We start from the raw sequence: 19,634 nt of genomic DNA on the forward strand, positions 1-19,634 counted from the left end.
GCTGGTGGGCGGGGGCAGCGAGGCGGTCGAGGGGACCGCGCGGGCCCTGGCGATCCTGTTGGCCTGCAGCGCGCCGGTGATTGTCGCGGTGGTGGCGGGGGCGACCTACTGGCTGGTGCGCCGCTCGCTGCAGTCGGTGGACGCGATCCGGACCAGGGTGGCCGACATCTCGACGTCCGATCTGGCCGAGCGGGTTCCGGTCCCCGACAGCCACGACGAGATCGCGGCCCTGGCCGTCACCATGAACGAGATGCTCTCGCGGCTGGAAGCGGGTCACCGCGCGCAGCAACGCTTCGTCGGCGACGCCTCCCACGAGTTGCGCAGCCCGCTGGCCACCATCATCTCCGGGCTGGAAGTGGCCGAGGCCCATCCCGACCTGCTCGACGCCGAGCTGGCGGTCAATACGTTGCTGCCCGAGGCGCAGCGCATGCACACGCTGATCGAAGACCTGCTGCTGCTGGCCCGCGCGGACGAGCAGCGGCTGCTGCGGCGCAAGGAGCCGGTGGCCCTCGACGACCTCGCGCGGGCCGAGGCCGACCGGGCCCGGCGCGACGCACGGTGCGTGATCCACACCGAACTCCGTCCGGTGCGCCTGGACGCCGACCCGGTGGCGATGTCGCGGATGATCCGCAACCTCGTCGAAAATGCTGTGCGACATGCGATTTCGTGTGTCGCCATCGAAGTCCGCGGCGATGACGCGACGGCGATCCTGACCGTCAGCGATGACGGCCCCGGAATCGCCCCCGCCGACCGCGACCGGGTGTTCGAACGTTTCGTGCGCCTGGACTCCGACCGGGCCCGCAGCGGGGGCGGGACTGGGCTGGGCCTGGCGATCGTCACCGAGGTCGTCACCGCCCACGGGGGCACGGTCGCCATCGACGACCCGCCGTACGGGGGAACCACGATGGTTGTGACGTTGCCGCGGCAGGGGTCTCAGCACAGCAACCGGTAGCCGACGCCCCGGATCGTCTCGATGGTGTTGGTACCGAAGGGAACATCGATCTTGCGGCGCAGGTAGCCCACATAGACCTCGACGACGTTGTCCGGGCCGTGATGGTGGGCATCCCAGACGTTCCGCAGGATCTCGGCCTTGGTCACCACCACGTCCATGTTGCGCATCAGGTACTCGAGCACGCCGTACTCGCGGGGAGTCAACGCGATCGGCGTCGAGCCCCGTTTCACCGTGTGCCGGGCGGGATCGAGCGCCAGCGACCCGGCTTTGAGCACCACCGGCCGCGCCGGTGCGCCGCGGCGAACCAGCGCCCGCAGCCGCGCCACCAGCACCCGGAACGAGAACGGCTTGGTCAGATAGTCATCGGCACCAAGATCGAACGCATCGGTCTCGTCGTATTCGCCGTCCTTGGCGGTGAGCATGAGCACCGGCGTCCACACGTTGTGCGACCGCATCCGCCGCAGCACCTCATAACCGCTGAGGCCGGGCAGCATGATGTCGAGAACGATTACGTCAAAAGCGTTTTCGGTGGCTTCCCGCAGCCCGTCGACACCGTTGCCGACGGCCACCACGACGAACCCCTCCGCCTTGAGCCCCCTGGTCACGGTCGCGGACAGCCGTGGTTCATCCTCGACGAGCAGGACTCTCATGTGTCAACGCTACGTCGAGAGCCGGACCCGGCCTCAGTCGGGCCAGCGAGCCTCGATCAGCACCTCGGCGAACGGGCCGCCCATGCGGCAGAACCGGTTGGTCGCCACCCACACGGCGCCGGCGCTTCGCAGCGTGACGCGCACCGGGTGGCCGACGAGGGTCTCACCGGGAGTGGTGTGGCTGAAGAACGTCGTCAGGCGCTCGACGTCGACGTCGATTGCCCAGTCGGGCCACGGTCGTTCGAAGAAGTCGCGGTTGAACCACATGGTCGGGCATTCCTCAATGCGACGCTCCCGCAAACCCATTGGGGGAAGCATCATCACGGGCGTGCCTGCAAGCTGGCGCGTGCCGGGTGGCATCCCCGCTCCTTTGTACGCCGTGATCACCGATCTTTGCCACGCTACGGCCGAAGCGCTGTGAAATCGTTGAGAGCCGGCTCGGGCCGGCGTCATTGCCGCGGGTGGCGCCCGGTTTCGGAGTTAACTTCTCGCTGAGCGCGGGCGCCGGACCGGCCGCTCAGCGCGCGTCGCGGTCCGAGCGCTCGGCACCGCCGGCCGGATCGGCTTCCGGCGCATCGTCTTTGGGCTGGCCGGGGTGCCTGCCGGGGCGCTGCGGGATGATGACCAGCAACACCGCGATGAGCGCCGCGATCACCGCGGAGGCCAGCGGGCGGCTCCACGCCAGGCCGCCGTCGGCGACGGGCTTGTCGATGAAGTCACCCACCGTCGCCCCCAGCGGCCGGGTGAGGATGAACGCGACCCAGAACAAGGTGACGCGGGAAATGGAGGTCCAGAAGTACAGGGCGGCGACCGCCGCCAGGCCGACCGCGAACACCAGCGCGCCGCGTTCGTAACCGAGATCGCGTGTGTCCGCCAGCCAATCGCCGAGCGCGGTGCCCAGCGTCTGCGAGAAGGTGATGGTCGCCCAGTAGAAGGCCTCCACTCTGGGCGTCGAGACGGTGCTGACCGATACGGTGCCCTGGGACCACCGCCACCAGCCCAGGGTGGCCAGCAGGCAGGCCAGCAGCAGCAGCGATCCGCCCGTGTAACCGATGCCGAGCGAGCAGTCCGCGAAGTCGGCCAGCACGGTGCCGAACGTCGTCGAGGCCACGATCGTCGCCCAGTACAGGACCGCGTGGAACCGCTTGGCCAGGATCTGCGCCGCAACCAGCGCCACCAGCGCGACGCCGAAGATCGCGACCCCGGCGGCGTAGCCCCAATTCAGGGTCATCGTGACGGTGTCGCCGCCCGTCTCGCCCAACGTCGTCGCCAACACCTTGATGACCCAAAAGCCGAGGGTGACGGCCGGCACCTTGGTCAACGCGAGTCTCGAGACGTCGGTCATGCACGTTATCTTCCGCCATCGGTGCGCGACACGGAATCCGGAGTTTGACGGCATGGCAGGTTCTGCTCACCGGGATCACAAAGCCGACGGGTTCCCGCAGGTGGCGCAATGCCGCGGCGGGTGGCGGTTTTCGCTGGTCGGGCCCGAACGCCGCCCGGCGCAATACGCCCGGGCGCCGGCACCGACGCCCATCGGCGACCCGAAAAGTGGCCCTGAGCTGCGTTAGCGTGACTCCCGTGGCGCACCCAGTACCGAGCCGGGATATTCAAGACTCCCGGGCCAATCGCGCCCGCCGGGTCGCCGACGTGCTGCGCCAACAGATCCACGCCGACGCCTATCCGGCGGGCCTGCCCGCCGAACAGCAGCTGGCCGCCGAATTCTCGGTATCGCGCAACACCATTCGCGAGGCGCTGGCCGTCCTCAAGCAAGAGGGGCTGATCGACCGCGGGCCGAAGGTGGGCACGCACGTCGCGCAGCGCAAATACGACCACGGCCTCGACGCGCTGCTGGGCCTGAAGGAGACGTTCAAGGATCTCGGCGAGGTCCGCAACGAGGTGCGCGCCGCGATGCCGGTCACCGCGCCGCCGTCGGTGGCCCGCCGGCTGCGGTTGCAGCCGGGCGAGCCGGCGGTGTTCGTCGAGCGGTTGCGTTACCTGGGTGACCTGCCGCTCAGCCTGGACCTCACCTACCTCGCCCCGGACATCGGCCGGCGGGTGCTCGACCATCCGCTGGAAACCAACGACCTGTTCTCCCTCATCGAGGAGGTGAGCGGGCAGCGGCTGGGCTCGGCGGCGCTGGCGCTCGAGGCCATCCCGGCCGACGCGCACTCGGCGGCCACGCTGCAGGTGCCCGACGGCGCGGCGCTGCTGATGCTGGAGCGGCTGACCAGCCTGGCCGACGGCACCCCGGTCGACCTGGAGTACATCCGGATGCGCGGTGACCGAATCACCATGCGCGGCAACCTAACTAGAGCCGAGCCGACGAGGAGCAACCCATGACGCTGATCAACAACAACCGCGCCGACGTGCCGGTCACCATCGACGAGTCGCTGTGTATCGACGGGTGCACGCTGTGCGTGGAGGTCTGCCCGCTGGATGCGCTGGCCATCAACCCCGACACCGGCAAGGCCTTCATGCACGTCGACGAGTGCTGGTACTGCGGCCCCTGCGCGGCGCGCTGTCCCACCGGCGCCGTCACCGTCAACATGCCCTATCTCCTTCGCTGAAAAGCATTCAACCCCAGGATCTTTGATGAAACGACGCGCCATTGCGCTGGCGTCGGTCGTGATCGCGATCGCCGCGCTCACCGCCGGTTGCTCACTGGAATCCCTGTCGCAATCATCCGGTGTGGTCAACGTGGTGGTGGGATATCAGTCCAAGACCATCAACACCGTCACCGCCGGTACGCTGCTGCGCGCGCAGGGCTACCTGGAGCGCCGGCTGGCCGACATCACCACCCGCACCGGCACCAAATACGCGGTGCGCTGGCAGGATTACGACACCGGCGCGCCGATCACCGCGCAGATGCTCGCCGAGAAGATCGACATCGGCTCGATGGGCGACTACCCGATGCTGATCAACGGCTCCAAGACGCAGGCCAACCCGCTGGCGAAAACCGAGATCGTCTCCATCACCGGCTACAACCCCAAGGGCGCCCTGAACATGGTGGTGGTGGCGCCGGGTTCGTCGGCGACCACGTTGAGCGACCTGGCCGGCTCCAAGGTCTCGGCCAGCGTGGGGTCGGCCGGGCACGGCACGTTGATGCGAGCGCTGGACCGGGCCGGGATCAAAGGTGTGGAAGTGCTCAACCAGCAACCGCAGGTGGGCGCATCCGCTTTGGAATCCGGTCAGGTGCAGGGTCTTTCGCAGTTCGTCGCCTGGCCCGGCCTGCTGGTGTTTCAGGGCAAGGCCAATCTGCTCTACGACGGGGCCGAACTGAACCTGCCCACCCTGCACGGGGTGGTGGTGCGGCGCTCGTATGCGGCGTCGCATCCGGAGGTGCTGGGCGCCTTCCTGCAGGCACAACTGGACGCAGGAGACTTCCTCAACTCCAAGCCGCTCGAGGCGGCGCGCATCGTCGCGCAGGGCAGCGGCCTGCCGCAGGAAGTGGTGTACCTGTACAACGGCCCCGGCGGTACCTCGTTCGACACCACCCTCAAGCCGTCACTGGTGGAGGCGCTGAAAAACGATGTGCCCTACCTGAAGTCGATAGGTGACTTCGCCGACCTCGACGTGTCCGGCTTCGTCCAGGACGGGCCGCTGCGCACCGTGTTCGGCGCTCGCGGCCTGAACTACGACGCGGCCCGGGCCGCCACCGCCAACCCGTCCGCGCTGCGCGGGGATCCCGCGCTGGCAAGCGAACTGTGGCTCGACGGTGCCGATTCCACCCAAACGGTCGCCGACCCGACCAGCCTGCTGCGGGCCGTGCGGGACGCGACCGCCCACGGCGCCAAAGTCCGCGCCGCCTACGTTCCCGATGCGGAGCTGGGCACCCGGTGGTTCGCCGACAAGGCGGTCTGGGTGCAAAACGGACAGAACTATCTGCCGTTCGGAACGCCGGCCGGCGCGCATCGTTACCTCGCCGCGCACCCGGGCGGCACCATCGTGAATTACGAACAGGCCCTTGGAGGTTCGGTATGACTGCCTATCTGACCGGCGACCCGGCAGCCCCGGTGTCCGCGCAGGTCGTCGACACGGTCCCGGCGGCGGCCACCCCGCGGCGCGCCGGCTCGCCGTGGCAGTGGCGGCTGCTTCGGCTCGTGTCTGTGGTGGTCGCGATCGGGCTGTGGCAGCTGCTCACCGCCGACAAGGTCCGGCTGCTGCTGCGCTTCGACACGCTGCCCACCGTCACCGAGATCGTGCACGCGCTGGGCCGCCGGCTCGGGACTTCCGAGTACTGGCTTGACCTGGCGCAGTCGCTGATCCGCATCCTCACCGGCTTTGGCCTGGCCGCGGTGGTCGGCGTCGCGACGGGGGTGCTGCTGGGCCGATCCCGGTTGGTCGCCAACACTTTCGGCCCGCTGACCGAGTTGGTCCGGCCCGTCCCGGCCATCGCGATGGTGCCCGTGGCGATCCTGCTGTTCCCGACCGACGAGGCGGGCATCGTGTTCATCACCTTCCTCGCGGCGTACTTCCCGATCCTGGTCAGCACCCGGCACGCGGTGCGCGCGCTGCCCACGCTGTGGGAGGACTCGGTGCGCACCCTGGGCGGCGGCCGGTGGGACGTGCTCAAGCAGGTGGTGTTGCCGGGCATCCTGCCGGGGGTGTTCGGCGGCCTGTCGGTCGGCATGGGCGTGGCGTGGATCTGCGTGATCTCCGCCGAGATGATCTCGGGCCGGCTCGGGATCGGCTATCGCACCTGGCAGGACTACACCGTGCTGGCCTATCCCCAGGTGTTCGTCGGCATCATCACCATCGGCGTGCTGGGTTTCGCCACAGCGGCGGCCGTCGAGGTCGTGGGCCGTCGGGTGACCAGTTGGCTGCCGCGAGCGGAGGAGGAGCAGCGATGACTCTCGAACAAGCCCTCAAACAAGCCCCAGTGAGCCTGGAACTGGATCGGGTTCGCTTGTCCTACACCGGAGAACCCGTGATCGACGGGCTGAGCCTGACGGTGCGCCCGGGGGAGATCCTGGTGCTCACCGGTCCTTCGGGCTGCGGCAAGTCGACGGTGCTGCGGGCCCTGGCGGGGCTGCTGCGGCCCGACGCGGGCCGGATCGTGGCCGACGGCGACGAGGTGACGACCACCTCGGGCGACCGGGGCATGGTGTTCCAGGACAACGCGCTGCTGCCCTGGCGCACCGTGCGCTCCAACATCGAGTTGGCCCTGCGGCTGCGCGGCGTCTCCCGCGCCGGGCGGCGCGCCGAGGCGGACCGCTGGATCGCCGAGCTGGGGCTGACCGGTTTCGGCGACTATCTGCCCAAGAGCCTGTCCGGCGGCATGCGCCAGCGCGTCCAGCTGGCCCGCGGGCTGGCCGGGGCGCCGCGCGCGGTGATGATGGACGAGCCGTTCGGCGCGCTGGACACCCAGACCCGCACGGCCATGCAGCGGCTGCTGATCGACACCTGGCGTGCCCATCCGACGACGATCGTGTTCGTCACCCACGACGTCGACGAGGCGCTGCTGCTGGGCGATCGAATCGCCGTGCTGGGCAAGGCCGGTCAGCCGCTGCGCACCCTGGTCGACGTGCCGGAGCCGCGCGTCGATCGGCAGCGCGTCGCGCTGCGCGCCGAAGTCATTGCGGCGCTGGATCACTCGGCGGTGGCGGCATGATGCAGATTCCCGACCCGGCGACCCCCATCCGGCTCGACTGTGACGTGCTCGTCATCGGCGGTGGCACCGCGGGCACCATGGCCGCGCTGTCGGCCGCCGAGAACGGCGCGCAGGTGCTGCTGCTGGAGAAAGCCCACGTGCGCCATTCCGGCGCCCTGGCGATGGGCATGGACGGGGTGAACAACGCGGTGATCCCCGGCAAGGCCGAACCGGAGGACTACGTCGCCGAGATCACCCGCGCCAACGACGGAATCGTCAACCAGCGCACCGTGTATCAGACCGCCACCCGCGGGTTCGCGATGGTGCAGCGGCTGGAGCGCTACGGCGTGAAATTCGAGAAGAACGAGCACGGCGAATACGCCGTGCGCCGGGTGCACCGCTCGGGCTCCTACGTGCTGCCCATGCCCGAAGGCAAGGACGTCAAGAAGGCGCTGTATCGCGTGCTGCGGCAGCGGTCGATGCGCGAGAAGATCCAGATCGAGAACCGGCTGATGCCGGTCCGGGTGCTGACCGACGGCGGGCGCGCGGTCGGTGCGGCGGCGCTGAACACGCGCACCGGGGAATTCGTCACTGTCGGCGCCAAGGCGGTCATCCTGGCCACCGGCGCTTGCGGCCGGCTCGGCCTGCCCGCCTCGGGCTACCTGTACGGCACCTACGAGAACCCGACCAACGCCGGCGACGGCTACTCGATGGCCTACCACGCAGGCGCGGAACTCTCGGGCATCGAATGCTTCCAGGTCAACCCGCTGATCAAGGACTACAACGGCCCGGCGTGTGCGTACGTGGCGAATCCCTTTGGCGGCTACCAGGTCAACGCGCACGGCGAGCGGTTCGTCGACTCCGACTACTGGTCGGGGCAGATGATGGCCGAGGTCAAGAGTGAGATCGACTCCGCGCGCGGGCCCATCTATCTCAAGGTGTCGCACCTGCCCGCCGAGACGCTGACCGCGCTGGAAAACATCCTGCACACCACCGAGCGGCCGACCCGGGGCACCTTCCACGCCAACCGCGGTCATGACTACCGCACCCACGACATCGAGATGCACATCTCCGAAATCGGCTTGTGCAGCGGGCATTCCGCGTCGGGGGTGTGGGTCGACGAGCACGCCCGCACCACGGTGCCCGGGCTGTATGCCGCCGGCGACATGGCCTGCGTCCCGCACAACTACATGATCGGTGCGTTCGTCTTCGGCGATCTGGCCGGCACGCACGCCGCCTCGGCGCTGACCGAAGTGGCTGCGCCGCAACAGCTTCCGGAGGATCAGGTGCGTGAGGCGCACGAGCTGATCTACCGCCCGCTGCGCCATCCGGACGGACCGCCGCAGCCGCAGGTCGAATACAAGCTGCGTCGCTTCGTCAACGATTACGTCGCACCCCCCAAGACCGGGGCCAAGCTGTCGCTGGCCATCCGCACCTTCGAGCGGATGAGCGCCGAGATCGCCGAGATGGGCGCCCGCAATCCGCACGAGCTGATGCGCGCGGTCGAGGTGTCGTTCATCCGGGACTGCGCCGAGATGGCCGCCCGATCGTCGCACACCCGCACCGAATCGCGCTGGGGGCTGTACCACGACCGCGCCGACCTGCCGGGCCGCGACGACAATCAATGGGGTTATCACCTCAACCTGCGCAAGGACGACCACGGCGAGATGGTGTTCCTCAAGCGGCCGGTGGCGCCCTACTTCGTGCCCGTCCCGGAGCTGGACGGCCTGCCGCCCACCGACCAGACGGTGTACCCGGTGGAGCAGCCGCCGCTGGTCGGCGGGCAAGCGCCGGCCACCGCGGTGTCCCGAATCAACTCGGCCAGCACGACATTCGAGCCGCCCTCGCCGCGCATCGCCGAGGTGCTGGCGCTCGAGGAGCCCACGATGGCCGACCTCGGCCCCTATCTCGCCGACGCGGATCCCGGGGTGCGCCGCACCGCGGTGTCGACGTTGACCGAGCACATCCCCGACGGGTACGCGCCGGCGCTGGTCGCCGCGCTGAGCGACGACGACGCGGGAGTCCGACTGACCAGCGCCGACGGCATCCGCGAGCTGGTCGAGGTGCTGCCGGAGCCGGAAAGCGTGCGGCGGCACCTGGATTCGGGCGATCGGGTGGTGCGGGCCGCGGCGGTGTACGTGCTGGCCGCCCGCCGGGCCGGCGACGCCGGGCAATACCGTCGCGCCCTCGAGGACGTCGATCATCGGGTGCGCATCGAGGCGGTGCGCGCGCTGGTGTCCGTCGACGACGTGGCTGGCGTGGTCGCCGCCGCCGACGACGAGAACCGGGAAGTCCGCATCGCGGCGGCGGCCGGGCTGGCGACGCTGAGGGGGGCGGCGGCCCCGGCGACCGGGGCTGTGCGCCGGCTCGTCGCCGACTCCGACCCGTTGGTTCGGGCGGCCGCGCTGGCGGCGTTGGGCCAATTGGGTTGTGGCGAAGAGGATTACGCCGCCATCAAGCAGGCGCTGCGGGCGCCGGCCTGGCAGGTGCGGGAAGGCGCGGCGCGCGCCCTGGGCGGCGCGCCGGTCGACTTCGCGGTTCCGCAGCTGGCTGAGGCGCTCGGTGACGCCCATCTGGACGTGCGCAAGGCGGCCGTGCTGAGCCTGACCCGGTGGGCCGGCGAGCCCGCCGCCCGGGACGCGCTGGGCATCGCGCTCAAGGACGGCGACGCCGACGTGCGGGCCTACGCGCGCCGCGCGCTCGAACTCGACGGCGCGGTGCAGCACAGCTAGTCAGCGCAGAATCTTGGCGTAGAGCAGGCTGTCCTGGGGCTCGGGCCCCATGGTCGGGTAGACCGCGTGCCGGGCCAGCCGCCCCTCCAGGAAGAAGCCGGCGTGCTCGAGCAGTCGCGCCGAGCGCGTGTTGTCCACGCTGCAGGTGGCCCACACCCGATACACCTCGCGGTCGGCGTCGAGGGCGGCGAGCAGCATGCCGAGCACCTCGGACATCAACCCCTTTCCCCACCAGCGGCGGCCCAGGCAGTAGCCGACCTCGACCGAGTGCGGCGCGGAGCGCCGGCAGCTGGCCAACCCGATCACCTCGCCGCGGTGCCGCGACTCGATCACCCAGGTCTTCTCGTCCGCGCTGGTGTTCAGTTTCTCGGTGATCACCCGCCGCGTGGCGGCCACGTCGGGGTGCGGCGCCCACAGCAGATACTTGGTGACCTGTGGATCGCGGGCGACCCGCTGGAACAGCGCCCCGGCATCGTCGAGCGTAGGCGGCCGCAGCGACAGCCGCGGCCCGCTGATGCGGTCGGGTGGATATTCGGGCATCGCGATGTGACTTTAAAGGCCGAGGGCGCGGTAGGTGTTGCGGACGAATCGTGGTTGCGCCGTGCGCAGTTTGGCCAGCGACGTGTTGCCGGCGACGGCGGTGGCGGCATCGACGGTCAGGTCGGGCAGATTCTGGATGAGGTAGAGCAGGATCAGATCCGCGTCGGGGTCCGCCTGCCACCAGGTCCCGTACGCGCCGGGCCAGCTGAAGGTGCCCAGACCGCCCGGCCCGAAAAGCGGTGCGCTCTTGGCCGGATCGGTCACCACCGACAGGTTCAACCCGAAGCCGCGGCCGACCCAATAGGGTGCACCCAGGAAGTTGTGCCGCTTCTGTTCGTCGGTGAGCCGGTCGGTGCGCATCAGCCGGACGGATTCTTCCGACAGCACCCGCACGCCGTCGAGTGTCCCGTCGCCGAGCAGCATCCGGACGAATCGCAGGTAATCGTCGGCGCTGGACCACAATCCGCCGCCGGCGTTGCAGAACGAGGGCGGGGTGATGTGCGGCGGCCCCATCACGCCGTGCTGCAGCCGGCTGTGCTCGTCGAGCCGATACATGGTCGCCGCGCGGCGCCGCGCCTCGGGCGAGACGAAGAACCCGGTGTCCGTCATGCCCGCGGGGCCCAGGATTCGTTCGTCGAGCACCTGGTGGAACGGCTTGTCCTCGATGCGGGCGGCGATGACGCCCAGCAGGTCGATGGAATGGCTGTAGGTGACCCGGTCCCCGGGCTGATGCACCAGCGGCAGCTTGGCCAGCGCGGCCAGCCAGGCGTCCGGGCCCTGGTTGAACGGCAGCCGCATATAAGCCTTGGCGATCGGCCCGGACACCGAGAAGCCGTAGGCCAGGCCGCTGGTGTGGGTGAGCAGATCCTCGATCAAGATGGCGCGGTTCACCGGGTGGGTGCGGTCCAGCGGGCCGTGCGGATCGTCGAGCACCCGCAGGTCGGCCAGCTCCGGCGCCCACCGGGTCACGGGATCCTTCAGCGTCAGCTTGCCCTCGTCGACCAGGCTCATCACCGTCGCGACCGTCACCGGCTTGGTCATCGACGCGATGCGAAACAGCGTGTCGCGCTGCATCGGCAGCCCCGCATCCACGTCGCGGTAGCCGATCTCGTTGACTTGCAGGAGTTCTCCGCGCTGCCAGACCATGGTGACCGCGCCGGCGAGCAGGCCGGCGTCGCACACTTCGCGGATGGAGGCGGCATTGCCTGTGAGGTTCGAGCGGGTCGAGCGATTCACCTGGTCAGGGTAGCGGGCGGGCCGGGCGGTCCTCAGATTCGGTCGATTCCCGCGATGAGGGTGGCCACCCCGGACGTGAGTACACCCGCAATCAGCAGCGTCGCGCCGAGCCACACGCTCGCGATCATCCGGTTCGGGCGCGCCGGGTTGCGGCCGAGCACCGACAGGAAGAATCCCGCGGGCATCATGATGGCGGCCAGCAGCACGGCGATCGCTCCGCCGTTGGCCACAGCGGGGCTCGCCCCCGCGGCGTTGCCGACCACCGACAGCAGTAGGCCCAGCATCACGAGCACACCGGCGTGCGCATGGCCCGCTCGGAAAAACGACTTCTGCAGGCCGTTGGCCTCGTGATTTCCGGTGACCACGCGCAGCAAGAAGGCGCCGCCGGACGCGATGGTGACGACCGAGATGATGGTGGCCCCCACCGTGATGCTCATGAAGGGAGTGATCAGCGAGGTGCTCATAATAGCTTCCTGAAATCGTATTGTTCGATTAGATATTTCTACTATCCAATACTGGATAATCGAAGTATCTAATGTCAAGATGTTGTGGCAGGACTTCTTCAAGGAGCGCTTCCGTGCTGATGTCGGAGCTGGCGAGTCGCACCCATGTGTCGGTGCCGACGATCAAGTTCTACCTACGCGAGAACGTGCTGATGCCAGGCCACGCAGTCAGCTCGACCCGCGCCCACTACGACGAACGGCACGTCCGACGGATCGCGCTGATCAGGGCGCTGTCCGCGCTCGGTCTTGCGATCTCCCAGATCAGGTCGGTCGTCGAACTCATCGACAACCCGGGCCGGTCGCTTTTCGCGACGCTGGGCGCTGCGACAGCGGCGCTTTCGCGCCCCACCCAAGCCGCAAGCGATGGCGACTGCCCCCGGGCTCGGGCCGCGTTGTCAGCGCTTGACTTCGAGGTGCCCGACGATCTTCCCGCGGTAGCGCAGCTTGACCGCGCGCTTGCCGACGCGCAGGCTGCGGGCGTTCCGATGACCGAGGATCGCCTGCGCGCGTACGCGCCACATATCAGTGCCATCGCCGCTTACGACATCGAGCAGATGCCGCTGGAACCGCCGGCGGCAGCAATCGAATACGCCGTGCTCGGAACTATCTTCTATGAGCCGATCCTCGCGGCACTGCGCCGCATCGCGCATGCCGGCCTGACCGCGCAACGCCTGGCCAAGAATGAGGCAGACGTCGACTAGTCGGCATAGCCGTCCTTGGGCGCTCTGGTATCCCGCGTTGCGAGCCGGAAAAGCCGGCGGGCCTCAGCTAGGCGGCGTGGAGATCGGCCAGGTGGACGCCGATCCTGATTTCCAGCTCACTGAGTTCCACCCCGAACGGCCCGGATGCCGGTGGCGCGCCGGAGCGATAGTGCATGCCGGTTGGCGTAATGAAAACTGCTGTATGCAAACCGTTTTCGTCGGTTTCCGCCGCGACGCGCCAACCGGGAACTTCCTTGACGTAGTTGCAACGTTCACACAAGCCCAACCCATTGGCCGCACTCGTCAACCCACCGCGACGATGCGGCCTGGCGTGGTCGCGGTGGCGGATGGGCGCATCGCAGTACGGGGTGCGACAGCGGCCATCGCGAAACCCGATAAAGGTGGCCAGGCTCTTCGGGAAACGCCGCGTCCGCGATTCCATCGCCACCAGGGCCCCCGAGCGCGGATGTCGGTAGAGCCGGCGCAGCGTGGCGCGGGACCGGGGGTCGAGCACTGCACCGTTCACGAGTTGGCGGGCTACGGCCGCGGGGATCGGGCCATACCCGTCGACGTTCGCCGCGGTTGGTGCAGCGCCGAACAGCGATTCGTCGGAGATGACCAGGTTGACCGCTACCGGCTGGGCGACCTCGGCGGGGCACCCGGTAACCCGCTCAACCAGCGTGTCGGCCATCACCTGGCCACGCGAGCGTTGATCGACGGTGGTGTCGGCGGCGCGCTTGAGTGCCGCGTAGACCGAAACGCCCTGTGCTACGGGCAGTAATGCCGACACCCATGTCATCGTGTCCGGGGCCGGCCGGATCGTCACTGTGCGTTCGGATTCGGCCTTGGCGGCACGATCGACCACCGCCTGCGCATTGAGCCGATAGGCGATCGCCCGGGCGGCCGCGGCTATTCGCGCGTCGCCCATCCCGTCCAACGAGGATCCGTCGCCACACAGTTCGGCGTCCAGGGCGCGGCGGTCCTCGACGTCCAGGCAAGCCGACTCACGAACGATCAGGGTGGCCCGCCATTCGGACAATCGCCCGCTCTCGAGGGCGGCCAGGGTGTGGGGCATCTCGTGAACCAACGCCTTCGCGAATCCGAGATGTCTGCCGCCCCGGGCGGGGGAATCGTGTCGCGCCAAGGCGATCTCGCTGGCTACTCCGCGGCCGCGCTGGGCGACCGGCACTCCGGCGGCCGCCTCGTTCGCACGGCGCAGTGCGTCGAGGGCTGCGGCCGCCCGAGCCTGGTCCGCCGCGGCCGCCGACTTGGCGCGCTCCTGCGCGGCGATCCGCGCCAGCAACGCGGCTTCCTCCGAGGATTCGAACATACTTTCGACAATAGTCCGCCCACCGACAACCGGCCGCGGAACAAAAGCGTCTGTACATCCGCGGCCGGGTACGGACTCGATTGCGGGCAGATCCCGCCGCGTCGCACCTGGCCTGCTCCGCCGCCACCGCCGCCTCCGCCCGCGCAGTAGGCTGCCGTCGATCGGCACGGCAGGTGCCTCGCGCCGTCACCGGCAAAATAAGTGCTACGCTGCCGTGCAGTCGACATCCTTTAACGATCCGTCCGGCGAGGCGGAGAAGGAGGTCAAGTTTCGTATGGGTGCTGCGGGCGACACCGGCTTCCCCGGTCTCAAGGGCGGCGATTCCCGGGAGTTGATGTCGGCGGCCGACGTGGGCCGCACCATTTCCCGCATTGCGCATCAGATCATCGAAAAGACCGCGCTGGACGGTCCCGACGCACCACGGGTGGTGCTGCTGGGCATCCCGACCCGCGGTGTGATTCTCGCCAAGCGGCTCGCCGCCAACATCGGCGAATACAGCGGTGTCGAGGTGGGCCACGGCGCCCTGGACATCACCCTCTATCGCGACGACCTGATGCAGAAGCCGCCGCGACCGCTGGAGGCCACGTCGATTCCGGCCGGCGGCATCGATGACGCGTTGGTGATCCTGGTCGACGACGTCCTGTTTTCCGGCCGCTCGGTACGTGCCGCGCTGGACGCGCTGCGCGACGTGGGCCGGCCGCGGGTGGTGCAGCTAGCGGTGCTGGTCGACCGTGGCCACCGCGAACTGCCGCTGCGCGCCGACTACGTGGGCAAGAACGTCCCGACCTCGCGCGGGGAGAGCGTGCACGTGCTGCTGCGGGAGAGCGACGGCGACGACGGGGTGGTGATCTCACGATGACGCGCCATCTGCTGGCCGCCGGCGACCTGAGCCGCGACGACGCCACCGCGATCCTCGATGACGCCGACCGGTTCGCCCAGGCGCTGGTGGGCCGCGAGATCAAGAAGCTGCCGACGCTGCGTGGCCGCACCATCGTCACGATGTTCTACGAGAACTCGACCCGCACCCGGGTGTCCTTCGAGGTGGCCGGCAAGTGGATGAGCGCCGACGTGATCAACGTCAGCGCGTCGGGATCGTCGGTGGGCAAGGGAGAGTCGCTGCGCGACACCGCGTTCACGCTGCGCGCCGCCGGCGCCGACGCGCTGATCATCCGGCACCCGGCGTCCGGCGCCGCGCACCTGCTCGCCGAGTGGACCGGCGCGAACGCCGCCGGAGACAGTGGGGGACCGTCGGTCATCAACGCCGGCGACGGCACCCACGAGCACCCGACCCAGGCGCTGCTGGACGCGCTCACCATTCGCCAACGGCTCGGCGGCATCGAAGGCCGTCGCATCGTGATCGTGGGCGACATCCTGCACAGCCGGGTCGCCCGCTCCAACGTGATGCTGCTGGCGACCCTGGGCGCCGAGGTGGTCCTGGTGGCGCCGCCCACGCTGCTGCCGGTCGGCGTCGAGGGCTGGCCGGTCACCGTGTCGAACGACTTCGACGCCGAGCTACCCGCCGCCGACGCGGTGCTGATGCTGCGGGTCCAGGCCGAGCGGATGAACGGCGGGTTCTTCCCGTCGGTGCGCGAATATTCCTCCCTCTACGGGCTTTCCGACCGCCGCCAGGCGCTGCTGCCCGGCCACGCCGTGGTGCTGCACCCGGGGCCGATGCTGCGTGGCATGGAGATCGCCTCCTCGGTGGCCGACTCGTCGCAATCGGCTGTGCTGCAACAGGTTTCCAATGGCGTGCATGTGCGGATGGCGGTGCTGTTTCACCTGCTGGTCGGCACCGAGACGGCGGAGAATTCGGGTGAAGAGGGTGTAGCGTGAGCGTGCTGCTGCGCGGGGTGCTGTTGTACGGCGAGGGCGATCGCGTCGACGTGCTGATCGACGACGGCCAGATCATCGACATCGGGCCCAAGTTGGCCGAGGCCGGAGGCGTCGGAAAGGACCTGGACGTCATCGACGCCACCGGTCAGGTGCTGTTGCCCGGCCTGGTGGACTTGCACACCCACCTGCGCGAACCGGGGCGTGAATACACCGAAGATATCGAAACCGGCTCGGCCGCAGCCGCTTTGGGTGGTTACACCGCGGTGTTCGCGATGGCCAACACGAACCCGGTCGCCGACAGCCCGGTGGTCACCGACCACGTCTGGCACCGCGGGCAGCAGGTCGGCCTGGTCGACGTGCACCCGGTTGGCGCCGTCACCGTCGGGCTGGCCGGCAAAGAGCTCACCGAGATGGGCATGATGGCGGCCGGGGCCGCGCAGGTGCGGATGTTCTCCGACGACGGCATCTGCGTGCACGACCCGCTGGTGATGCGCCGCGCCCTGGAATACGCCACCGGGCTGGGCGTGCTCATCGCCCAGCACGCCGAGGAGCCGCGGCTGACGGTCGGCGCCGTCGCCCACGAGGGCCCCACCGCGGCCCGGTTGGGCCTGGCGGGCTGGCCCAGGGCGGCCGAGGAGTCGATCGTGGCCCGCGACGCGCTGCTGGCCCGCGACGCCGGCGCGCGGGTACACATCTGCCACGCCTCCACCGCTGGCACCGTCGAGATCGTGAAATGGGCCAAGCAGCAAGGGATCTCGATCACCGCCGAGGTCACCCCGCACCACCTGATGCTCGACGACAGCAGGCTGACCAGTTACGACGGGCAAAACCGCGTCAACCCACCGCTGCGCGAGGCGGCCGACGCGGTGGCGTTGCGCCAGGCGCTGGCCGACGGTGTCATCGACTGTGTGGCCACCGATCACGCGCCGCACGCCGAGCACGAGAAGTGCGTGGAGTTCTCCGCGGCGCGGCCGGGCATGCTGGGACTGCAGACGGCGCTGTCGATCGTGGTGCACACGATGGTCACCCCGGGGTTGCTGACCTGGCGGGACGTTGCCCGGGTGATGAGCGAAAACCCCGCCCGCATCGTGGGCCTGCCCGACCACGGCCGGCCGCTGGAGGTGGGGGAGCCCGCCAACCTCACGGTGGTAGATCCCACGGCCTCGTGGACCGTCACCGGGTCGGAGCTGGCCAGCCGCTCGGGCAACACGCCCTACGAGGCGATGACCCTGCCCGCCACCGTGACCGCCACGCTGCTGCGCGGCAAGGTCACCGCCCGAGACGGGAAGTCGCCGGCATGAATCGCGCCGGTGACGATGCAGAGCGAAGCGATGAGAAGGAGCGGCGCGCATGAACTCCGCCACCCTGGTGGGGTCGCTGATCTTCGCCGCCGTGGTGGTGGTCGTCATCACGGTGGTCATCCAGCTGATGATGCGGACCTGGCAGCGCCGCTCACAGCAACAGGCGGAGCTGATCGGCGCGCTGCCCGAGATCCCGGACCACGTCGGGGCGGCCACGATCAGCACCCGCGGCCACTACTGCGGGTCCATGATGGCGCCGGGCTGGCACGAGCGGATCGCGGCCGGCGACCTCGGTTTCCGCAGCAAGGCGGTGTTGACCCGGTATGCCGGGGGCATCATGGTGGAACGCCTACGGGCCCAACCGATTTGGATTCCCCGAGACTCGATCACCGAGATCCGCATGGAGCGCCGGATGACCGGCCGGATCGGGATTCTGGCGATCCGCTGGCGGCTGCCCTCGGGCGTCGAGATCGACACCGGGTTCCGGGCGAACAGCCGCGCCGATTACGACGTCTGGCTCGAATCGCATCATGAAGAGGAGCGGCGCTGATGACTAAAGCGCAATTGGTACTCGAGGACGGCCGCGTCTTCACCGGCACGCCGTTCGGCAAAATCGGCCAAACACTGGGCGAGGCCGTGTTTTCCACCGGCATGTCCGGCTACCAGGAGACGCTGACCGATCCCAGTTACCACCGGCAGATCGTGGTGGCCACCGCGCCGCAGATCGGCAACACCGGCTGGAACGGCGAGGACGCCGAGAGCCGCGGTGACAGGATCTGGGTCGCCGGCTACGCGGTGCGCGACCCGTCGCCGCGCCCGTCCAGCTGGCGGGCCACCGGAACCCTGGAGGACGAGCTGGTCCGCCAGCACATCGTCGGCATCGCCGGCATCGACACCCGCGCGGTGGTGCGCCATCTGCGCACCCGCGGCTCGATGAAGGCGGGCGTGTTCTCCGGCGACGCGCTCGCCGAGGTGGACGAATTGCTGGCGCGGGTGCGGGGCCAGCAGTCGATGCTGGGCGCCGACCTGGCCGGCGAGGTCAGCACGCCCGACAACTACATCGTGGAACCCGAAGGGGCACCGCGGTTTACGGTGGCCGCGCTGGACCTGGGCATCAAGACGAACACGCCGCGCAACTTCGCCCGCCGCGGCGTCCGGACCCATGTGCTGGCGTCCTCGGCGACCTACGACCAGATCGCCGACATCAAGCCCGACGGGGTGTTCTTGTCCAACGGCCCGGGCGACCCCGCCACCGCCGATCACGTCGTCGAGGTCACCCGCAAGGTGCTGGGCGCCGGAATCCCGTTGTTCGGCATCTGCTTCGGCAACCAGATCCTGGGCCGGGCGCTGGGGTTGTCCACCTACAAGCTGGTATTCGGTCACCGCGGCATCAACATCCCGGTGATCGACCACGCCACCGGGCGGGTGGCGGTCACCGCACAAAACCACGGCTTCGCGCTCGAGGGAGAGGCCGGCCAGTCCTTCGACACGCCGTTCGGCCAAGCGATCGTCAGCCACACCTGCGCCAACGACGGAGTGGTCGAGGGCGTCAAACTCGCCGACGGGCAGGCGTTCTCGGTGCAGTATCACCCGGAGGCCGCGGCGGGTCCGCACGATGCGGAGTATTTGTTCGACCAATTCATCGACCTGATGGCGGCCCCAAACCGCGGAAAGGGGCGGTAGTGCCGCGTCGTACCGACTTGCGTCACGTGCTGGTGATCGGCTCCGGGCCGATCGTCATCGGGCAGGCCGCCGAGTTCGACTACTCGGGAACCCAGGCCTGCCGGGTGCTGCGTGCGGAGGGCCTGGAGGTCAGCCTGATCAACTCCAACCCGGCCACCATCATGACCGACCCGGAATACGCCGACCACACCTACGTCGAGCCGATCACCGCCGCCTTCGTCGAGAAGGTGATCGCCCAGCAGGCCGAGCGCGGCAACAAGATCGACGCGTTGCTGGCCACGCTGGGCGGGCAGACCGCGCTGAACACGGCGGTCGCGCTGCACGAAAACGGGGCGCTCGAGCGGCACGGCGTCGAGCTCATCGGCGCCGACATCGACGCCATCCAGCGCGGCGAGGACCGGCAGATGTTCAAGGACATCGTCGCCAAGGTAGGCGGTGAATCCGCCCGCAGCCGAGTCTGTTTCACGATGGAGGAGGTCCGCGAGACCGTCGAGGAACTCGGGCTGCCGGTCGTGGTGCGGCCCAGCTTCACGATGGGCGGGCTGGGGTCCGGCATGGCGCGATCCGTCGAAGAGGTCGA

The 19,634-nt window shown here is 69.2% G+C and carries 20 protein-coding genes and 1 pseudogene; 14 read left to right on the forward strand and 7 right to left on the reverse strand.

The annotated features are described in order from the left end of the window. Positions 1 to 952: HAMP domain-containing sensor histidine kinase (locus A5646_RS18510; RefSeq protein WP_067023278.1), on the forward strand; the 952-nt coding region annotated here is incomplete at its 5' end. Here the strand turns inward: A5646_RS18510 and A5646_RS18515 are convergent. From A5646_RS18515 to A5646_RS18525, 3 genes are all read right to left on the reverse strand, one after another. Continuing rightward, a complete protein-coding gene (locus A5646_RS18515; protein WP_067023281.1) occupies positions 934 to 1,602 on the reverse strand; it encodes a response regulator transcription factor in 669 nt (222 codons plus the stop codon). The genes A5646_RS18510 and A5646_RS18515 overlap by 19 nt on opposite strands. Positions 1,603 to 1,635: 33 nt before the next feature. Further along, on the reverse strand, positions 1,636 to 1,962 hold the full coding sequence (locus A5646_RS18520) for a hypothetical protein (protein WP_067023284.1): 327 nt from the start codon (positions 1,960 to 1,962) through the stop codon (positions 1,636 to 1,638). Positions 1,963 to 2,119: 157 nt separating this feature from the next. Next, entirely contained in the window at positions 2,120 to 2,947 is an 828-nt protein-coding gene (locus A5646_RS18525) for a hypothetical protein (RefSeq protein WP_067023287.1), read from the reverse strand. A 227-nt stretch (positions 2,948 to 3,174) separates the two neighbouring features. On the opposite strand from A5646_RS18525, the gene A5646_RS18530 reads away from it, so the two are divergent. The 6 genes from A5646_RS18530 to A5646_RS18555 are packed head-to-tail and all read left to right on the forward strand — an operon-like array spanning position 3,175 to position 9,927. Then, on the forward strand, positions 3,175 to 3,945 hold the full coding sequence (locus A5646_RS18530; RefSeq protein WP_066861619.1) for a GntR family transcriptional regulator: 771 nt from the start codon (positions 3,175 to 3,177) through the stop codon (positions 3,943 to 3,945). After that, a complete protein-coding gene (locus tag A5646_RS18535) occupies positions 3,942 to 4,172 on the forward strand; it encodes a ferredoxin family protein (protein WP_064885673.1) in 231 nt (76 codons plus the stop codon). Before A5646_RS18530 ends, A5646_RS18535 begins: the two co-directional genes overlap by 4 nt. 25 nt (positions 4,173 to 4,197) lie before the next feature. Next, positions 4,198 to 5,586 (forward strand): ABC transporter substrate-binding protein, encoded by a 1,389-nt coding sequence (locus A5646_RS18540; RefSeq protein WP_067023290.1) that lies wholly within the window; start codon positions 4,198 to 4,200, stop codon positions 5,584 to 5,586. Beyond that, positions 5,583 to 6,455, forward strand: a complete 873-nt coding sequence (locus A5646_RS18545; protein WP_066861625.1) for an ABC transporter permease — start codon at positions 5,583 to 5,585, stop codon at positions 6,453 to 6,455. The genes A5646_RS18540 and A5646_RS18545 overlap by 4 nt, the downstream gene beginning before the upstream one ends. After that, positions 6,452 to 7,216, forward strand: a complete 765-nt coding sequence (locus tag A5646_RS18550; RefSeq protein WP_067023294.1) for an ABC transporter ATP-binding protein — start codon at positions 6,452 to 6,454, stop codon at positions 7,214 to 7,216. Before A5646_RS18545 ends, A5646_RS18550 begins: the two co-directional genes overlap by 4 nt. Beyond that, positions 7,213 to 9,927 carry a fumarate reductase/succinate dehydrogenase flavoprotein subunit gene (locus tag A5646_RS18555; RefSeq protein WP_197505236.1) on the forward strand — a complete coding sequence of 905 codons (2,715 nt, stop codon included), beginning with the start codon at positions 7,213 to 7,215 and terminating at the stop codon, positions 9,925 to 9,927. The genes A5646_RS18550 and A5646_RS18555 overlap by 4 nt, the downstream gene beginning before the upstream one ends. Here A5646_RS18555 and A5646_RS18560 read toward each other — a convergent pair whose 3' ends face one another. Genes A5646_RS18560 through A5646_RS18570 form a run of 3 tightly spaced genes read right to left on the reverse strand, consistent with a single transcriptional unit; the run spans position 9,928 to position 12,167 of the window. Then, the gene (locus A5646_RS18560) at positions 9,928 to 10,467 is read right to left on the reverse strand and encodes a GNAT family N-acetyltransferase (protein ID WP_066880568.1); all 540 of its coding nucleotides are present in this window, start codon (positions 10,465 to 10,467) and stop codon (positions 9,928 to 9,930) included. 12 nt (positions 10,468 to 10,479) lie between these two features. Then, positions 10,480 to 11,703: a serine hydrolase gene (locus A5646_RS18565; RefSeq protein WP_067023297.1), complete on the reverse strand. Its 1,224-nt coding sequence runs from the start codon at positions 11,701 to 11,703 to the stop codon at positions 10,480 to 10,482. A gap of 32 nt (positions 11,704 to 11,735) precedes the next feature. Next, positions 11,736 to 12,167: a hypothetical protein gene (locus tag A5646_RS18570; RefSeq protein WP_231998361.1), complete on the reverse strand. Its 432-nt coding sequence runs from the start codon at positions 12,165 to 12,167 to the stop codon at positions 11,736 to 11,738. 119 nt (positions 12,168 to 12,286) lie between these two features. Between A5646_RS18570 and A5646_RS18575 the strand changes: the two genes are divergently transcribed. After that, positions 12,287 to 12,907, forward strand: coding sequence for a MerR family transcriptional regulator (locus A5646_RS18575; protein ID WP_231998362.1), 621 nt, complete (start codon positions 12,287 to 12,289; stop codon positions 12,905 to 12,907). Positions 12,908 to 12,974: 67 nt separating this feature from the next. Here the strand turns inward: A5646_RS18575 and A5646_RS18580 are convergent, their stop codons facing one another. Continuing rightward, positions 12,975 to 14,237, reverse strand: a complete 1,263-nt coding sequence (locus A5646_RS18580) for an HNH endonuclease signature motif containing protein (protein ID WP_066880572.1) — start codon at positions 14,235 to 14,237, stop codon at positions 12,975 to 12,977. Positions 14,238 to 14,511: 274 nt separating this feature from the next. On the opposite strand from A5646_RS18580, the gene pyrR reads away from it, so the two are divergent. The 6 genes and pseudogenes from pyrR to carB all read left to right on the forward strand — a co-directional run. Further along, positions 14,512 to 15,096 carry a bifunctional pyr operon transcriptional regulator/uracil phosphoribosyltransferase PyrR gene (gene pyrR, locus A5646_RS18585; protein ID WP_066880591.1) on the forward strand — a complete coding sequence of 195 codons (585 nt, stop codon included), beginning with the start codon at positions 14,512 to 14,514 and terminating at the stop codon, positions 15,094 to 15,096. Beyond that, positions 15,093 to 16,070, forward strand: coding sequence for an aspartate carbamoyltransferase catalytic subunit (locus tag A5646_RS18590; protein ID WP_066880575.1), 978 nt, complete (start codon positions 15,093 to 15,095; stop codon positions 16,068 to 16,070). Before pyrR ends, A5646_RS18590 begins: the two co-directional genes overlap by 4 nt. Beyond that, positions 16,067 to 17,371, forward strand: a complete 1,305-nt coding sequence (locus A5646_RS18595; RefSeq protein WP_066880577.1) for a dihydroorotase — start codon at positions 16,067 to 16,069, stop codon at positions 17,369 to 17,371. Before A5646_RS18590 ends, A5646_RS18595 begins: the two co-directional genes overlap by 4 nt. Before the next feature lie 49 nt (positions 17,372 to 17,420). Next, complete coding sequence (locus tag A5646_RS18600) at positions 17,421 to 17,921, forward strand: transporter (protein ID WP_067023300.1); 501 nt, start codon at positions 17,421 to 17,423, stop codon at positions 17,919 to 17,921. Then, a complete protein-coding gene (carA, locus tag A5646_RS18605; RefSeq protein ID WP_066861650.1) occupies positions 17,921 to 19,054 on the forward strand; it encodes a glutamine-hydrolyzing carbamoyl-phosphate synthase small subunit in 1,134 nt (377 codons plus the stop codon). The genes A5646_RS18600 and carA overlap by 1 nt, the downstream gene beginning before the upstream one ends. Continuing rightward, positions 19,054 to 19,634: pseudogene (carB, locus tag A5646_RS18610) on the forward strand (carbamoyl phosphate synthase large subunit); the annotation flags it as partial. The gene carA and the pseudogene carB, both read left to right, overlap by 1 nt.

The organism is Mycobacterium sp. 1245499.0, assembly GCF_001673615.1.
Taxonomy (GTDB): Bacteria; Actinomycetota; Actinomycetes; order Mycobacteriales; family Mycobacteriaceae; genus Mycobacterium; species Mycobacterium europaeum_A.

Coding starts and splice junctions, on each gene's coding strand:
- A5646_RS18515 (WP_067023281.1), bottom strand. CDS start 1,602: ATGAGAGTCCTGCTCGTCGAGGATGAACCACGGCTGTCCGCGACCGTG.
- A5646_RS18520 (WP_067023284.1), bottom strand. CDS start 1,962: ATGCCACCCGGCACGCGCCAGCTTGCAGGCACGCCCGTGATGATGCTT.
- A5646_RS18525 (WP_067023287.1), bottom strand. CDS start 2,947: ATGACCGACGTCTCGAGACTCGCGTTGACCAAGGTGCCGGCCGTCACC.
- A5646_RS18535 (WP_064885673.1), top strand. CDS start 3,942: ATGACGCTGATCAACAACAACCGCGCCGACGTGCCGGTCACCATCGAC.
- A5646_RS18540 (WP_067023290.1), top strand. CDS start 4,198: ATGAAACGACGCGCCATTGCGCTGGCGTCGGTCGTGATCGCGATCGCC.
- A5646_RS18545 (WP_066861625.1), top strand. CDS start 5,583: ATGACTGCCTATCTGACCGGCGACCCGGCAGCCCCGGTGTCCGCGCAG.
- A5646_RS18550 (WP_067023294.1), top strand. CDS start 6,452: ATGACTCTCGAACAAGCCCTCAAACAAGCCCCAGTGAGCCTGGAACTG.
- A5646_RS18555 (WP_197505236.1), top strand. CDS start 7,213: ATGATGCAGATTCCCGACCCGGCGACCCCCATCCGGCTCGACTGTGAC.
- A5646_RS18560 (WP_066880568.1), bottom strand. CDS start 10,467: ATGCCCGAATATCCACCCGACCGCATCAGCGGGCCGCGGCTGTCGCTG.
- A5646_RS18570 (WP_231998361.1), bottom strand. CDS start 12,167: ATGAGCACCTCGCTGATCACTCCCTTCATGAGCATCACGGTGGGGGCC.
- A5646_RS18575 (WP_231998362.1), top strand. CDS start 12,287: ATGTCGGAGCTGGCGAGTCGCACCCATGTGTCGGTGCCGACGATCAAG.
- A5646_RS18580 (WP_066880572.1), bottom strand. CDS start 14,237: ATGTTCGAATCCTCGGAGGAAGCCGCGTTGCTGGCGCGGATCGCCGCG.
- pyrR (WP_066880591.1), top strand. CDS start 14,512: ATGGGTGCTGCGGGCGACACCGGCTTCCCCGGTCTCAAGGGCGGCGAT.
- A5646_RS18590 (WP_066880575.1), top strand. CDS start 15,093: ATGACGCGCCATCTGCTGGCCGCCGGCGACCTGAGCCGCGACGACGCC.
- A5646_RS18600 (WP_067023300.1), top strand. CDS start 17,421: ATGAACTCCGCCACCCTGGTGGGGTCGCTGATCTTCGCCGCCGTGGTG.
- carA (WP_066861650.1), top strand. CDS start 17,921: ATGACTAAAGCGCAATTGGTACTCGAGGACGGCCGCGTCTTCACCGGC.